We start from the raw sequence: 14,888 nt of genomic DNA, 5'->3' as shown, positions 1-14,888 counted from the left end.
ATACGAGAAGGACTCTTTTTATTTAATAACTAAACCTGCTATTTCTTCTTTATCATTATAAGTTATAATGAATGTCCGTTGTTCTTTACTATATTTTGCTACAAGAATAACAGTATATAAGCCATCTTTTTCTTCAATCGATTGTTTTTCAATTTTTTCGAATGTACCAGCTTTCTCTATTATAGGTGTAAGATCTTTCATCTTTTCTTCTGACAATGCAGCTTTCATTTTACTATCAAATTTTTCACGCACGTCTTTATACTTTGCCTCATTTAATAATGATACAATTTCTTCCGCCTTTGGAATAAACTTTTTTGACGTACTTTCATCTACTTTATTACCGGTACATGCCGCGAGCGCGAACGCCGCGATAGCACTTATAATAATAAGTAACATTTTTCTCATTTTCATACACCCTTTCTTTTTAAAATGAAACTATAACTAAAAACGAGTAACGCACAAATTGCTATTGAAACTTCTGATATAATGATCCCGCTTTTTCCTGGTACATAAAGTGATATAATGCCCGCTATTGCATTTGCAGCCCCATGGATGAGAATTGCATATACAACATAACGAAATTTTTTTTGGACGACAGCTTGTAATACAATGAAGGAAAGCCCAACATGTAATACCATCGCAAAAATACGCTCAATGCCGCCGAAATAGTAACTGTCACCATTTTGAATGACTGTTTGTGAAAATAATAGGGATATTACTGGGATGCCAACTATTAACACTGCCTCAATACCACCATGTCCTGCCCCAAATAAAAAACCAGACTGCCAATCTCGTTGTTTCATAAAATAGCGCATGGCGATAAAACGAGCTACCTCTTCAAAAATTCCAGCTGATAAACTAAGCAAAAGCGCAAATAGGACAGGCTGCATAACAGAAAACATTTGAAAATCTGTGCTAGTTCCATTTATATAATTCAGTATTGGTATACGAATCAATATTTGTGATACAACAAAAGCCAATACCCCTAACATATATGGAATATAGCGTTTCTTCCAAACAGCATATAAAAGTGCAATAAGCGGTAAACCAAAGCTAATCATTGCTGTAAAAATAAGACCATTCATCTCGCTTCACCTCTTACTTGAAGTGTATAAAAACGAGTGAAAAAAGTATGTAGTTATTTCCTATTCGGTTACATTTTCATCATAGATGGTTATTTCATCTCTTTTAATATAAATGTTTGCGTGAAATAAGGACTTACATAAGTTGTTTCTAACGTCGCATTATTTGTTTTATTCATGATCCGTTTTAATGAGAATAGCCCGTATCCTCTAGTCCCTTCTTTACTTGAATGGTTTTTTTCATAAATTTTTTGCAAATCAATCCCTTCACTCTTTGAACTATTACGCACGATGAAATATTGTCGTGAATCCATTTTAAAGAATGCGATTTGCAATATCTTCTCCTCACTTTGTACTGCTTCTTCAATTGCATTGTCTACTAAAACTGAAATGATGCGAATAAATGAAATAATCGCCATCGAAACACTTTCAATGTTCTCTGGTATATCAAGCATTACTTTTATTTGTTGCTGCTGGGCAGTACCGACTTTCGCTCTTAATACACTCCTTACTTCAGGAATATGTATGCGAGATAATTTTGCGATATCAAGTTCATGATCATTTATTGTTTTTAATGTGGGAGCAATAACATCGTAGTACACTTGCTCAATTTCTTTCACATTTTTTGTACGTATTCCCTCTTCTAACGATAGTAATACATTCATATAATCATGACGGAAACTAGCAAGCTCATCATGCATATTCTCTAATTTCTCCACATAATCTAATAACTCTTTATCTAAACGTTTTTCATGCTCTTCTCGTAACTTTTCTTTCGATAAATGTGAGCTTATTAGTACAATGATTAGTAATAATAAAAAAATAATAATCGCTGAATTATAACTTACTTCACTGTATTGTTGATTTATTTTTGCTAAAAACTCAGTTGACGGTTGAGTTAAAATTAGTTCAATAATAAACCCGACAATTAATAATATGTAAGTTATATAATATAACGGACTACTTACTATATATTGAGCAATTTTTTGAATTCTTTTACGCGCTAATAGAATACCGATAAAAGTAAGTGTCGTTACGGTAAGATGAATTATACTTCCTGTCCATAAATATAAATTGAATGGCGTTAACATAAAGAGTTTCATTCCTAAATCCAAAAGCAACATTTTTACTAACGTTATAATCACCATGCTCACTAGTGCAAAATATACATTATGCTTAAGTTTTAGTTCATTTTGCATTAATCCTAAACTTATTAAAAATAACACAATCGTACTATTCAATTCTGGATATCTCGTTACTGTTACGACAATAGCAAGTAAAATAATGAATACCGCACTTAAAGCTATTAACATTCTAACTGACAATCTGTTGTACCGGATTAATTGTATGTATAAAAACGTATGACACATACTAGTAAGCAGTATTGCAAATAAATCATAAATATACATTACATCTCACCCTTTAACATGTTACGTACTTTACTCACTAAACGACGTGATACTGGAATACGTTTCCCGCTTTTTAAAACTATCATTTTTTGCTTCGTATCATAAGAAGACATTTGCTTCGTATTCACGATATATGATTGATGACAACGAAATAAACGTTCATCTATTATTTCAATTTCCTTTAAAGTTCCATAAAAATAAACGATTCGCCCCAACGTCACTAATGCTAACCGGTGCGGTTCATCAGTCATAACATATTCAACTTCATGAAAAGGAACCCGCACAGTGGCATTACTATTTTCAACGATAAAGTCATCCGACGGAATAATATGCTTATTTCTTGCTTCATATTGAAGTAAACATTGTTCAAAAACTTTATATCTCTCCTCGTATGGCAACCCTTTATCAATAAAAGTTAAAGCTGATACCATGTATTGATATGAAATAGGTGCAAATTCGGAATGCGTCGTTACAAAAACAATAATTCCTTGCGTATCATACTTTCGTATCTCTTGTGCTACTTGTAACCCTTTACGCTCTTCCCTTTTAATCTCTATATCTAAAAAATAGATTGGGACATACTTCGCCTTAGCAATGTTAGTAATGATGTTTTCACTTTTACTAGTTACCTCAATAAAATCAAAAGGCAACATATATTTCTCGCAAATCTCTTCAACTAGCCGCTTCATTTGCTGTGCTTGTATGACATCGTCTTCTAAAATGAAAATACTCATGTGATCACTCGCTTTATTGAAATCTATTATTAGAATAACATGAATACTTACAAACACTGAATAATATTTCCTATATTTTCATATCCAATGATAAGTAATATTGCTTTTTCTGTATATTAAAAAGGCGTTTAAAGTACTAGTGTAGAATATAGATTTAGAGGTGATTTTTAATGACAAGTATACAAATCGAAACAAATATACTAAATAAATGGATTGAACAATTTCTACCTGAATATGATTTATTCTTTTTCCCTAAAAAGTATGGAACAGTAGTAGAACATTTCACATCTAATACTTTACTAATGCCTAAGGAGGAATTTTCTAACCATACCATTTTTAACAATATTAATAGCAGAAATAGTTATCAAGTATGGAATATTCATAAGGACATTCAATTTGTTTGTGTGGCAAACCCTAGTTTGATTATGCAATGGGACAAAGAAACACGCGAAAGGATTTTTCAAATTCAATTTGAAGTTAATAGAGGTTCTATTTATGAATGGGATATAATTGAATGTGTACTAGAAGGTATAACATCTCCTTCAAGTAAAGCAACTATATTGCAACATGTATCTCCTTATTCATTTACATATAATTCTAAGCGTTATATAAGTATGCAAAAAGCACTATGGGATAACTTACATAAAGAGTTTCAATATAAATTCCTACTTCTACTAACAAAACAATTTGTTTATCAAACTTCATTAAGTGAAAAGAAAATCAAAAAATTCGAAGAAAAATCCCCCCATATCGCTCCCTATTTTAATACTTTTTCAACTGCAAACGGAGCAAATTGTCTTGCAGCTACTTTAGCGAGTATTTGTAGTGAAAAATCTGAGGTAAAATGGATGATTACGAAATGGGTACATGATAATAGCTTTCTAAAAGGTTTACAAATAAAAAGGTATAGATTAAAATCAGCTTCCATCGATTCTTTACAACCTAGCGATATCCTTGTTTGGAAAAATGAAAAGAACAAAGTACTACATGCCTCTTTTCATCTAGGCGACGGTTATTTCTTTAATAAAGATGGACAATCATTCTTTAATCCATGGCAATTGGTACACATAGAAACCTTGTTGAATACATGGGGGAACGAACGTATTGAAGTGTATAGAAAATAAAGATGCAATAACTCTAAAAAATAAAGACTGTATCTTTAAATGGAACGATACAGTCTTTAATAATCACTTATTTTATAAAGAAAACCCTCTATCATTCACCACTTTAAAAAATTCCGAGTAATGCGATAAAGAATAATCCGCTACATCACAATCCCCTTGAAACATACATGTTGAAATACCTAATTCTTTTGCAGGTAATAAATCTAACTCTCTATCACCAATAGCTAAATCAATATTGTGCTTTTTATGCAAATAATCATAAGATAAAGGGTTCGGTTTTCGGGGGAAACCATCGTCAATTGTAACCATGTCGACGAAGTATTTGTCCCAGCCGTAATATTCTAAAATTTCCATAACCCCCGCCCTATGTTTATGAGTCATAATCACATTTTTATCCGCATATTTCAAAATCTCTTCAACACCTCCAAAAGGTTTCATATCTTTTGGAGTGATTTTCACCTTCAAAATTTTAATCCTTTCTTCCTGTTCACGTGAAATATTATAATACTGAATTGCATGTGAATATGATATTTTTAGATTTTTGTAAATTTCTTGTTCATCTACACTATCACCCAATATTTCAGATAGCATCATTGTATATGCAGGATACGTATCAAATAACGTACCATCAAAATCCCATAAAATATTCATTATGTCCACCTTCTATTTTCAAATCATTTGATGATTAAATCCGCCCTATCCTTCGGCGATTCCATCTCTAAGTAATAATCCTCTGCTTTCCAATACCTATTTTGAAACTTCGAAAGTTTCTTTTGGGTCTCTTCGCTTTCCCGTAGAAACCGTGTCTCTCTTGGACAATCCAAGTACACCATATAGTGAAAAAAATCTCTCCATTCTTTTCGCTGTAGAAAAACACCTTCAATTACTATGACACCTACTATGGGGATCTGTACTTTTTTCATTTCACATAAGTCTACCTCATCATGATAGAACGGTAATTTCAGTCTCGTTTCATTTTGTAACTTTCGAAAAAATTTCTGCCGAAGCCACTCAATATCCCATTGCAAATAATAATACTCATACCATTCTTCAAATCCGGTATCGTAGCGTTTATTACGCTCCACTATATGATCATCAATATGAAAAATATGAAACGGAATGCTTTCCTGTTTCATATTTTCCTTTAAATTTGCAACAAATGTTGTTTTTCCTGAACGACTTAAACCATCTATACCTAAAATGAATCTATTTTCCCTATGCTTCTTCATAATAGTTATAAGTTCGTTTGTACTCATTATTTCTTCCACTCTTCTTTTAATAAAGAATATAAAATCGTATCATGCGCAACTCCATTTTGAATCATATGTTTTCGAAGTAATCCTTCTTCTTGAAATCCTGCTTTATTTAATAATTTTTGAGAAGCTTTATTTTCTACATATACAACAGCAGCAATTCTTATAAGTTGCAACTTTTCAAACCCGTAAGCTAAAATCGACTGTAACGCTTCCGATGCGTATCCTTGTCCCCAATATGTATCGTCTAATTCATAACCAATTTCAGCTCGCTTATGATGATGGTTAATTAAATGAAAACCACACGTTCCGATTAATTGGCCCGTCCCCTTTTTCTCTATTCCCCAGCGAAATACACTTCCCTCTTCATAACGATTTTTAAACGTTTGAATCGTTGTTTTCGCTTGCTCAATATTTTCGAAAGAATCCATTCCGAAATAACGTATAACAGATTCTTTTGAAAAATAACGGAACATCGTTTCTGCATCTAACAGCGTTAATTCTCTTAATTGTAAACGTTCTGTTTCTAGTTTCGGAAACCCCATCTCTTTTTCTCCTTCTATTCTAATGAACTGCAAATTTCGATATAATTCCCATCTGGATCAGCAATGTATGCAATTGTTTGTCCCCACGGCTTTACAATTGGTTCAACTAAAATCGTAATACCTTGTTCTCTAAATTGCTCAATCATTTTTTCTACATTTTCAACAACGAATCCTAATTCAAAATGAGAAGATTGTAACTCGCCTTCTGTAAGTGGTAATCCTGTTAATTCTTTCACGTCTTGCCGCGTATTCATTGCTAATATTGTAGATCCCGTATTAAATTCAATATATGTACCGTGCTCTGCTTTTATAGGCAACTGTAAAATATCTTTATAGAATTTTAAACATTCCTCAAACTTTTCTACATATAAAATGATGTACTTCATCTTCAAATCCATTATTAATCCCCCTTTATATCCATCCCTAAAATTTCGACAAAAGTCTCATAAAAACCTTGTTTCCTATAGTAGCGAGCACAAAAAATAAGGCCGATTTCTCGGCCCCCCAGCTTATTGGCATAAAACAGGAGATTTGGTTTGGACATAACCAGTTCGTACCCTTATTATATTTTATTTTTTCTGAATTTTAAATACATTAAACACCTATTTATATTGAGAAAGTTTTTTTGTTTGCATAAAATTAATGAGTTTAAGAAATGCTACAAATGGAGGTGTATACATATGGAACCAATGCTATGTCCAAGTTGTAAAACGAACCGCACGCGCTTTAATATTCTTGAGCAACAAGTAAAACCCGTTAAGTTAAATCCACAAACTGGTCAAGTAGAAGAGGAATACACAAATGAAACGATGAATGCTTTTCATATGGCTTACCAAGGACCTACTTACCGTGTCCAATGTGCTGTATGCGGACTTGTTGAAAATCCTGAACAATTTATTAAACCTGCTCAAAATCAGTCTTTCTAATAAAAACATGATTATCCCTTGTAGAAATAGATTTTTCTATAAGGGATTTTTTCGTTTAATACGTTAATTAAAAATGTATTTCTTCCTTATTATATATATTAAACTCTACACTTTTTTAGTAATATTTACATAAGGGAGGTAAAACAAATGATTTTAAATAAAAAGATAATGCTTCCATCAACATTTCTACTATTAACTTGTCACATAGTCATCTTTTACTTTTGGATTTTCGACTGGAAGAAAATCTCGACTTCTTACGGTTTAGCTACATGGATACTTTCTACTGTTTGTGGTCTTTTACTTTATTTCATTTATAAAAAACAAAAATCTAATAAAGTGATATTAATTACTAGTTCGTTATTATTAATTACTTCTTCATTTATGATTTTTTTAGGTATCATTACTGGGATTATCTTTGTAACTGTTAGTTCTATGAATTAAAAAGGAGGTCTTTTATTATGTAAAAAAGATCGAACAAAATAAACATATATAAAAATTAAAGGAGCTGATTCTATACAATCTCCCCTTTTAATAGTCGCAACCTTTGTTACAATATTTCCTTTTTCATTTTATTAATCTTCCAATATAAATTAATAAGTATATACAAATATAAACAACCAAAAAAACCTACCATACCTTTATATAATCCAGATTCTGATACTCCAAAAAGACATAAGTAAAGTGCTGGAATTAATGTTGCAAACATAATTGCAATGACTTGTAACAACTCATTAAGTTTTTGTATCTTCGTTTCCTTATCTGAATATATATCAGGCAACTCATTTTCCTCTTCTACCTCTTTGCAAAAATAATTCCATTTCGCAAAACTCGTTACATGTTTCCATCCACACATTTCATATATATCAATATATTCTTTTTTCTTTTCTTTTGAATCTTTATAATCCAACCTAAAATCTGCTTTATAAATTACATCTTTCGGCTCAGTTTTCTTAAACGTATACATCATATTATACCTTTGTAGCGCCCAGCCTTGTTGATGCATTTTTCTTAAAAAGGCTTCCTCTTTTTCTAAACTCCATCCCGCGTAAAATTTAAATACCCTTTTTGTCTCCATCTTCCAATCACTCCCCTAATATACTATTCCCATTTTTAACCGAACGCTGTAATCTATTGTACTCTAGCTCCAACACTTCTCTCCCAAACGGCGTTAATTCATAGCACTTCTTTCTATCTGTAGAAGCCACTTCAACTATTAACTTCTCTTTTAGTAACTTCGTCGTATTCCCGTATAAAGTTCCAGGACCGAGCTTTACTTCTCCATTTGTCATCTCTTCTACCAATTGCATAATTCCATATCCGTGCATTGGTTTCACTAGTGATAACAATATGTAATATGTCGCCTCAGTTAACGGAATATATTTTCTCGCTTTCGTATTCATTATAACCACCTCCGATACATCGCTTCATGATATATCGACTTACGATACATCGTATACCGATATTATATATTTGCATTCCAAAATGTGCAAGAATATAATTTAATAATTGAATATTTATTTCTTTGAATTGAAAAACCGTATAAATTTTCTGAATAATTTGTTAAAATATAGAAATATCCGTTTATATTTTGAAAGGAATGATACATATGATAAATAAATTGAAAGAAAATATAGGATCAGTTTTTGTAGGTAAAGAAAATGTTATAGATCTATTAATTGTTTCCTTGCTTGCTGACGGTCATGTGCTTCTTGAGGATGTACCTGGTACTGGGAAAACGTTACTTGCGAAAACACTTTCAAAAAGTATTGGTGGTAATTTTTCTCGCGTTCAATTTACACCCGATGTACTTCCGAGTGATGTGACAGGTATTGAATACTTCAATCCGAAAACGAGCGAATTTGAGTTAAGACTAGGACCAGTCGTGGCAAATATTTTATTGGCAGATGAAATTAACCGTGCAATGCCAAGAACACAGTCTAGTTTATTAGAAGCGATGGAAGAACGACAAGTGACGCTTGAAAAGCAGTCAACTCCTCTTCCAAAACCGTTCTTTGTTATTGCGACGCAAAATCCAATTGAATCACAAGGAACGTTCCCTCTTCCAGATGCACAGCTTGATCGTTTTTTAATGACAATTTCTATAGGTTATCCAAATCCTGAAGATGAACTACAAATGATGCGACGTTTTCGTAACGATGCACCACTAGAAAGTGTCACATCTGTTATTACTTTAGATGATATTTTAGAGGCACAGAAACGAGTGAAAGAAATTTTCGTATCAGAACCGTTAGAACATTACATTATTAAACTTGCTCACGCTACAAGAAATCATGATTATATCGCTAACGGTGTAAGTCCACGTGCCACATTAGCTTTAGTACGTGCTGTTCAAGCGCTAGCCTTTTTACGAGAGAGAGAATATTGCACACCAGAAGATATACAATTGTTAGTTCCTTCTGTTTGGAATCACCGTATCGTCTTATCAATGGAAGGCGCATTACGTACGACAAAAAATGAAATGATGCAAAAGATTTTAAAAGAGGTTGACGTACCAGTGGAGATTGAGCAAGCATGAATGGACAGCGCGTTGTAACTGTACCTTTATTTTTTCAACTTCATATTATTCAACTATCTGTGCCAGGCGCGATACTATTTACATTTTTTATGCCGCAACGAATCATTATGTTTTTCTTTTTCTTCTACTATTTATTTGCGATTTTCATTTATAAATATGTCGCTTACATAGAGAAAAAGTTTCAAGTAATAAATGAGAAACAAACAACTCGGCTTTTCCCTGATGAATCTGGACAGTTTTTTATTCATTTAAAAAATGGAGCAAATATACCACTCGTTAATGGTGTTTGTTATTTTCATTTAGATCCGTCCCTACTACCGAATAAAGATCAAGGAATTGAACAAATATCAAAAACACTATTCTCTTTTCCATTTTCACAACCTGCTCATTCAGCGCAAAAATGGGATTTATCATTAACCGCTACGAAGCGTGGCGTGTTTCAAATTGAACAATTCGAATGTGTTTTGAAAGATCCTTTTCATTTATTATCTGTACATTTACCTGTATTTGATAAATTAAGAACTGAATTTATTGTGTACCCTTCTCCTAAAGAAGTAGCAGGTTTGCAAGAACTTCAGCAACTTTTAAATGGATCTTATCGAACCAATTTTTCTTTTTACAATGATGAAACATCTATTATCGGTGTGAAACGATATGAACGTGAGTCTTTCCGTTCTATTCATTGGAAAGCATCTGCTAAAATGCAGGAATTACAGGCGAAGCAATATGAACCTGTAAAAAATTATAGTTGGACGATCTGTCTTTCTTTAGCTGCTGATCGCGGGTTTGGTTGGAAAGATAATATAGAAGATCTTATTTCATTTGCAACATACATTTGTCAATACGCTACGAAGCATCAAATACCGTTTGAATTATTTATTAGTATATTAGCCGAAGGTGGTCCTCTGCACTTACCATTAAATGAAGGGCAAACACATTACGCCAAAGCTTTAGAGGAATTGGCACGTATTTCAGACGATAGCACATTAATTCCGAAACAAGGATTTCTCCATTATACAAATAGAAAAGGAGAACGATTCTCTACAATGATTTACATTGGCTTGCAGAAGAATGACCTCTCTCTTCTATCGCAACCTACGTTTCTCATAAATAACGAAGGGATGGTGGAAAAGCTTGAAAACTTGGCTCTATCACGTTAATGACTTTATTCTGCTGCTCCTCCTTTCGTTATTAACAGAAAGGGACGAACTTGTTGCTGTTGTTATATTTTTAGCAACAGGCTATATTGGTGTATTTCTTGTTCATAAATTAATGAAGAAAAAAACAACAGGATTTGTCATACTGTTAATAACTCAAATAATCGGTTGTTCTATTTTTCTCCCTTTCTCTCTATTTGGCACCATTATGTTACCGCTTTTCTTCTTTATCGTACATGTAGTTGGACCAGGATATCCAGTTCAAAAATCGTTAGGTGGTATTGTTTGGTTTGGGGTTTCAGCTATATTTTATGCGCCTTTTCCACCACTCGGGAAACTATTACTATTAGTTATACACATTATGATTACATTTGGGTTAACTGGGGCAAATCGTAATCAACAGTTATTACGTTTCGCTTCTATTATTACGATTGGTGTAATGAGTATAGTACTTATTCAAGTGTTTCCTTTCATTCGGCTTGTTTTTTCATTTATCATAGAAGCAGTTGCATTAGGGTTCGGATACGCTATTAATCCATTATTTTCAGCAGCCGCGTTAAAAGAAACAGATGATTTTTGGTCGAATAAAGGAAATCTAAAAGATCCTACAATTAAGGATGGATTGGAGCCACGTCCTTTTGATCCAACTCTTATAAATAGCATAACCATAATAGCCTGTGCAGCCATTGCTATTTATGTCGTTTGGAAAATAATAAAAAAACGAAAACAATTCAGTTTACCAAATATACCTGTCTTTGAATCTACTATCATCACTGATAAAGAAGGCATGAGCCAAAAACGTTTGAAACGAAACAAACCGCCACATAACGAAATTCGAAAAGAGATTTTTAAGCTTGAAAGTAAGTTAAATCCCCCTTTAAATAGAAATCGAGGCGAAACTATTGAGGCATGGTTAGATAGAATAAATAGTGAAGAAGGTGTAAATATTCAGAGTCATATTATTATTAATGCTTATAATACAGTGCGTTATTCAAATGAGGAAAACACCGTACTTTTGCAGGAATTTAAGGATGAAATTCATAAGCTTTACATGTATCAGAAGGATTTAAAGAAAAGAAAAAAATAATACAACAAAAAGACTCCTATTTTCATAGGAGTCTTTTTATACTTCTACGTTACTTTTTAAATTGAGGCGTTTTTCCCTGCTTCAATCTCTAATGACTCTTCATGCCACCAAAGTGTTTCTTCAGGGTCTTCTTTAGCGATTTGGTGTGCTTCTTTTTTCGTTTCTACTGTAGGATATGAACCTTTTAGCGCGCGTCCTGATGTTGTAACGAATAGAACACTAAATACGACTAATCCAATGATACTTACACCTGTTAAATAAAATGCCGGTGCTAGCGGGTTACCAGTCGCATGAACTAAGTATGAACATACAAGTGGTGTTGTTCCACCGAATATTGATACAGAAATATTAAATGAGATCGAAAGTGCTCGATAACGTACATCGGTGAAAAAGAGTGATGGTAATAATGACGGTAATGTTCCTTCATACACACTTAGGAAGAAACCTAATATGAAAATACCTGCAAATATAGCAGCAATATGTCCGTTACCAATCAGTAAAAATGCTGGAATTGCAAATACAGTTAAACCAAGTAAGCCGATTTGCACGACGCGTTTATTACCAATTTTATCACTTAATTTACCGAAATAAAGTGCTAGCGGAATCATAAGTGCCATCGTAATTGAAATAATTAATAAGCCAGTTGTTTCTTTGACTTTAAGTACTTGAGTTAGATAAGAAGGAATATACGAAAGAATCATATAATTTGTAATATTAAAGAAGGCGACAATTACTGTGCTTAATAAGAAGTCTTTTTTGTGATATTTCATAATATCCATAAATGAAAATTGTTCATTGTCTTCAGATTCCTCTTGTGCTTTTTCCATCTCTTCAAAGATAGGAGATTCATCTAAATGACGGCGTAAATATAAACCGACCAAGCCAATTGGTGCAGCTATTAAGAAAGGAATACGCCAGCCCCAGCTGAGCATTTGTTCATCTGTTAACAATAACGTCAAAATGGTAACAATTACCGAAGCAGCAATGTAACCTGAGAGTGTTCCAATTTCAAGACCACTACCGAGTATACCACGCTTTTTATCTGGAGAAGATTCTGCGATATAAACCATTGCTCCTGAATATTCGCCGCCTGTAGAGAAGCCTTGAATCATTCGGGCAACTAAAAGTAGTATTGGTGCCCATACACCAATTTGTTCATAGGTTGGTAGTAATGCGATGAATAATGTAGAAAGTGCCATTAAAATAATAGTAGTACTTAACACGATTTTTCGGCCGTACTTATCTCCTATTCTACCAAAGAATACACCCCCGATTGGTCGAACGAGAAAGGCTGCAGCAAATGTACCGAATGTAAGTACAAGTTGCAATCCACTATTATCAACACCTGAGAAGAATAATTGACTTAAAATTACCGCTAAATACGCGTATAATCCGAAGTCAAACCACTCCATTGCATTCCCTATACCAGTAGCAACTACTGCTTTCCTGGCTTGTTTAGGATTGACAATATTAACGTCTTGAGGTTCAAAATTTAAATCATTATTTTGTTGCATATAATAAAACAGCTCCTTATTTAATTTAACTTCTTTAAGCACACCTTCTCTTATTGAATAAAATTAATTCGAAGCACTTAAGGAAAATTAACGTCTCCTTATCTGTTATTATTGTTTCACATAATTAATTATTTGTCCAATGAGATGCTCTCTATGTTAAGTAATTTACTATTTTAAAAAGCTGAAGAAGCCGCTAAAATAGCGCCTTCTTCAGCTTTTTATATTTTTTTATATTTTTTTAAATACTTGCTGTAGCAGCTATGTTATGAACACAAGAAATAAACTCATAAGTGAATGCGTCAATTTCCTCTTTCGTAATAATATACGGCGGAAGTAATCGAATAATATTCCCTTGTGTTACATCGACTAACATTCCTTTATTCATTAACTCAATCTGTAATTTCTTCACATTTTCATTCGTGTCATTCACACTTATTCCAAACATCATCCCCGCATGACGCACTTCCTGAATATAATAAGAATTTTCTTTCTGAATGTCTTGCAGTTTGTCATTCAAATATAGTGACGTTTCATATGCTTCTTGCATTAAACCATCGTCAAGTAATGTATTTAATACCGTTAAACCTAAAGCCGTTCCCATTGATGAATGAGCAAATGTGGTGCCGTGATCTCCTGGTGCAAATACATCACATAACTTTTCACCTACAATAATTCCGCCAAGTGGTATCCCGCCTCCTGCTCCTTTACCAATTTGAATAATATGTGGTGTAATATTGAAATTTTGATAAGCGAATAGTTTTCCTGTTCTCCCCATACCACTTTGAACTTCATCAACGATAAGTAGTACATTATATTTCTCACATAAATTTTGAACACCATGTAAATATTCACCCGATAATGGATAAATTCCCCCGCTTCCTAATACAGGTTCTAACATAATTGCAATTGGATTTTCATGAATAATTGTTTCTTCTAATTGCTCTATATTCTCGCGCTCAACTTCATATACCGGGATCGATGTTTTAGGGAAATTTTGATATACACTTTCTTGTCTCGTAAAATGAAGTGCTCCTAACGTACGCCCGTGGAAACTATTCTTCAGCACTACAATTCCTTCACGTTCTTCATGCATAATAGCTCTATATTTATCAATTAATTTCAACGTTGTTTCTGTCGCTTCCGTACCAGAGTTTGTAAAAAAGACCTTTCCGTTTTTTAAAGAGCAATCAACTAATTTCTTTGCATACTCAATTGCAACTGGGTTTAAAAAATGAAACGGTAGATGCAACGACTTCGTAACTTGATCCATTGTCGTTTGCACAATTTTCGGATGATTGTATCCTAATACATTTACGCCTACACCAGAAAATAAATCTAAATACTCTTTACCATCCACATCATACAGCTTACACCCTTCTCCTCTTTCTATCGCAAGCTTTGTACGACAGTACGTTGACATCATATACTCTTTATCTAATTGAAACCAATCCGACATGTTACATTCCTCCTAGTTATTCTCCCTGTTTTATTTCTGTTCATTTTCTTTAAATTCATATATAA

The 14,888-nt window shown here is 33.1% G+C and carries 18 protein-coding genes; 6 read left to right on the top strand and 12 right to left on the bottom strand.

The window, feature by feature from the left end; translation table 11 throughout:
• Positions 1–18: 18 nt before the first annotated feature.
• The 4 genes from MR083_RS11415 to MR083_RS11400 all read right to left on the bottom strand — a co-directional run bounded on the left by MR083_RS11415 (position 19) and on the right by MR083_RS11400 (position 3,225).
• Positions 19–405 carry a DUF3887 domain-containing protein gene (locus MR083_RS11415; protein ID WP_001230585.1) on the bottom strand — a complete coding sequence of 129 codons (387 nt, stop codon included), beginning with the start codon at positions 403–405 and terminating at the stop codon, positions 19–21.
• A 2-nt stretch (positions 406–407) separates the two neighbouring features.
• Positions 408–1,085 carry a YhfC family glutamic-type intramembrane protease gene (locus tag MR083_RS11410; protein ID WP_001013690.1) on the bottom strand — a complete coding sequence of 226 codons (678 nt, stop codon included), beginning with the start codon at positions 1,083–1,085 and terminating at the stop codon, positions 408–410.
• A gap of 89 nt (positions 1,086–1,174) precedes the next feature.
• The gene (locus tag MR083_RS11405; RefSeq protein ID WP_098924386.1) at positions 1,175–2,491 is read right to left on the bottom strand and encodes a GHKL domain-containing protein; all 1,317 of its coding nucleotides are present in this window, start codon (positions 2,489–2,491) and stop codon (positions 1,175–1,177) included.
• A complete protein-coding gene (locus tag MR083_RS11400; RefSeq protein ID WP_242269312.1) occupies positions 2,491–3,225 on the bottom strand; it encodes a LytR/AlgR family response regulator transcription factor in 735 nt (244 codons plus the stop codon). Before MR083_RS11400 ends, MR083_RS11405 begins: the two co-directional genes overlap by 1 nt.
• Before the next feature lie 170 nt (positions 3,226–3,395).
• Here MR083_RS11400 and MR083_RS11395 point away from each other — a divergent pair, with 170 nt between their 5' ends.
• Complete coding sequence (locus MR083_RS11395) at positions 3,396–4,349, top strand: hypothetical protein (protein WP_242269310.1); 954 nt, start codon at positions 3,396–3,398, stop codon at positions 4,347–4,349.
• Between the two features lie 72 nt (positions 4,350–4,421).
• Here the strand turns inward: MR083_RS11395 and MR083_RS11390 are convergent, their stop codons facing one another.
• The 4 genes from MR083_RS11390 to MR083_RS11375 are packed head-to-tail and all read right to left on the bottom strand — an operon-like array spanning position 4,422 to position 6,545.
• A complete protein-coding gene (locus MR083_RS11390) occupies positions 4,422–5,000 on the bottom strand; it encodes an HAD-IA family hydrolase (protein WP_242269307.1) in 579 nt (192 codons plus the stop codon).
• A 23-nt stretch (positions 5,001–5,023) separates the two neighbouring features.
• The gene (locus tag MR083_RS11385; protein WP_242269304.1) at positions 5,024–5,605 is read right to left on the bottom strand and encodes a kinase; all 582 of its coding nucleotides are present in this window, start codon (positions 5,603–5,605) and stop codon (positions 5,024–5,026) included.
• The gene (locus MR083_RS11380; protein WP_242269302.1) at positions 5,605–6,147 is read right to left on the bottom strand and encodes a GNAT family N-acetyltransferase; all 543 of its coding nucleotides are present in this window, start codon (positions 6,145–6,147) and stop codon (positions 5,605–5,607) included. The genes MR083_RS11385 and MR083_RS11380 overlap by 1 nt, the downstream gene beginning before the upstream one ends.
• Positions 6,148–6,161: 14 nt before the next feature.
• Positions 6,162–6,545 carry a VOC family protein gene (locus tag MR083_RS11375; protein WP_000364494.1) on the bottom strand — a complete coding sequence of 128 codons (384 nt, stop codon included), beginning with the start codon at positions 6,543–6,545 and terminating at the stop codon, positions 6,162–6,164.
• Between the two features lie 282 nt (positions 6,546–6,827).
• On the opposite strand from MR083_RS11375, the gene MR083_RS11370 reads away from it, so the two are divergent.
• On the top strand, positions 6,828–7,073 hold the full coding sequence (locus MR083_RS11370; RefSeq protein ID WP_000433609.1) for a hypothetical protein: 246 nt from the start codon (positions 6,828–6,830) through the stop codon (positions 7,071–7,073).
• 147 nt (positions 7,074–7,220) lie between these two features.
• Positions 7,221–7,514: a hypothetical protein gene (locus tag MR083_RS11365; protein WP_000602676.1), complete on the top strand. Its 294-nt coding sequence runs from the start codon at positions 7,221–7,223 to the stop codon at positions 7,512–7,514.
• A 106-nt stretch (positions 7,515–7,620) separates the two neighbouring features.
• On the opposite strand, the gene MR083_RS11360 is transcribed toward MR083_RS11365, so the two are convergent.
• Both MR083_RS11360 and MR083_RS11355 read right to left on the bottom strand, forming a co-directional pair.
• A complete protein-coding gene (locus MR083_RS11360) occupies positions 7,621–8,148 on the bottom strand; it encodes a DUF2812 domain-containing protein (RefSeq protein ID WP_242269300.1) in 528 nt (175 codons plus the stop codon).
• Between the two features lie 7 nt (positions 8,149–8,155).
• Entirely contained in the window at positions 8,156–8,473 is a 318-nt protein-coding gene (locus tag MR083_RS11355; protein WP_001092634.1) for a PadR family transcriptional regulator, read from the bottom strand.
• A gap of 206 nt (positions 8,474–8,679) precedes the next feature.
• Here MR083_RS11355 and MR083_RS11350 point away from each other — a divergent pair, with 206 nt between their 5' ends.
• From MR083_RS11350 to MR083_RS11340, 3 genes are read left to right on the top strand one after another with little or no spacing between them, the layout of a single operon-like run.
• The gene (locus MR083_RS11350) at positions 8,680–9,609 is read left to right on the top strand and encodes an AAA family ATPase (RefSeq protein WP_000608765.1); all 930 of its coding nucleotides are present in this window, start codon (positions 8,680–8,682) and stop codon (positions 9,607–9,609) included.
• Complete coding sequence (locus tag MR083_RS11345) at positions 9,606–10,769, top strand: DUF58 domain-containing protein (protein ID WP_242269297.1); 1,164 nt, start codon at positions 9,606–9,608, stop codon at positions 10,767–10,769. Before MR083_RS11350 ends, MR083_RS11345 begins: the two co-directional genes overlap by 4 nt.
• Complete coding sequence (locus MR083_RS11340; protein ID WP_242269295.1) at positions 10,744–11,853, top strand: DUF4018 domain-containing protein; 1,110 nt, start codon at positions 10,744–10,746, stop codon at positions 11,851–11,853. The genes MR083_RS11345 and MR083_RS11340 overlap by 26 nt, the downstream gene beginning before the upstream one ends.
• A gap of 56 nt (positions 11,854–11,909) precedes the next feature.
• Here MR083_RS11340 and MR083_RS11335 read toward each other — a convergent pair whose 3' ends face one another.
• Both MR083_RS11335 and MR083_RS11330 read right to left on the bottom strand, forming a co-directional pair.
• A complete protein-coding gene (locus tag MR083_RS11335; protein ID WP_001186944.1) occupies positions 11,910–13,367 on the bottom strand; it encodes an MFS transporter in 1,458 nt (485 codons plus the stop codon).
• Positions 13,368–13,605: 238 nt separating this feature from the next.
• Entirely contained in the window at positions 13,606–14,823 is a 1,218-nt protein-coding gene (locus tag MR083_RS11330) for an aspartate aminotransferase family protein (RefSeq protein ID WP_061182449.1), read from the bottom strand.
• Positions 14,824–14,888 lie beyond the last annotated feature (65 nt).

The organism is Bacillus cereus group sp. BfR-BA-01408 (genome assembly GCF_022663305.1).
Classification (GTDB): Bacteria; Bacillota; Bacilli; order Bacillales; family Bacillaceae_G; genus Bacillus_A; species Bacillus_A pacificus.
This window is presented reverse-complemented; position numbering and strand designations above follow the sequence as displayed.

Excerpts from the sequence above, each read along its gene's own strand:
- MR083_RS11415 (WP_001230585.1), bottom strand. The coding sequence starts at position 405 with ATGAGAAAAATGTTACTTATTATTATAAGTGCTATCGCGGCGTTCGCG.
- MR083_RS11410 (WP_001013690.1), bottom strand. The coding sequence starts at position 1,085 with ATGAATGGTCTTATTTTTACAGCAATGATTAGCTTTGGTTTACCGCTT.
- MR083_RS11405 (WP_098924386.1), bottom strand. The coding sequence starts at position 2,491 with ATGTATATTTATGATTTATTTGCAATACTGCTTACTAGTATGTGTCAT.
- MR083_RS11400 (WP_242269312.1), bottom strand. The coding sequence starts at position 3,225 with ATGAGTATTTTCATTTTAGAAGACGATGTCATACAAGCACAGCAAATG.
- MR083_RS11395 (WP_242269310.1), top strand. The coding sequence starts at position 3,396 with ATGACAAGTATACAAATCGAAACAAATATACTAAATAAATGGATTGAA.
- MR083_RS11390 (WP_242269307.1), bottom strand. The coding sequence starts at position 5,000 with ATGAATATTTTATGGGATTTTGATGGTACGTTATTTGATACGTATCCT.
- MR083_RS11385 (WP_242269304.1), bottom strand. The coding sequence starts at position 5,605 with ATGAGTACAAACGAACTTATAACTATTATGAAGAAGCATAGGGAAAAT.
- MR083_RS11380 (WP_242269302.1), bottom strand. The coding sequence starts at position 6,147 with ATGGGGTTTCCGAAACTAGAAACAGAACGTTTACAATTAAGAGAATTA.
- MR083_RS11375 (WP_000364494.1), bottom strand. The coding sequence starts at position 6,545 with ATGGATTTGAAGATGAAGTACATCATTTTATATGTAGAAAAGTTTGAG.
- MR083_RS11370 (WP_000433609.1), top strand. The coding sequence starts at position 6,828 with ATGGAACCAATGCTATGTCCAAGTTGTAAAACGAACCGCACGCGCTTT.
- MR083_RS11365 (WP_000602676.1), top strand. The coding sequence starts at position 7,221 with ATGATTTTAAATAAAAAGATAATGCTTCCATCAACATTTCTACTATTA.
- MR083_RS11360 (WP_242269300.1), bottom strand. The coding sequence starts at position 8,148 with ATGGAGACAAAAAGGGTATTTAAATTTTACGCGGGATGGAGTTTAGAA.
- MR083_RS11355 (WP_001092634.1), bottom strand. The coding sequence starts at position 8,473 with ATGAATACGAAAGCGAGAAAATATATTCCGTTAACTGAGGCGACATAT.
- MR083_RS11350 (WP_000608765.1), top strand. The coding sequence starts at position 8,680 with ATGATAAATAAATTGAAAGAAAATATAGGATCAGTTTTTGTAGGTAAA.
- MR083_RS11345 (WP_242269297.1), top strand. The coding sequence starts at position 9,606 with ATGAATGGACAGCGCGTTGTAACTGTACCTTTATTTTTTCAACTTCAT.
- MR083_RS11335 (WP_001186944.1), bottom strand. The coding sequence starts at position 13,367 with ATGCAACAAAATAATGATTTAAATTTTGAACCTCAAGACGTTAATATT.
- MR083_RS11330 (WP_061182449.1), bottom strand. The coding sequence starts at position 14,823 with ATGTCGGATTGGTTTCAATTAGATAAAGAGTATATGATGTCAACGTAC.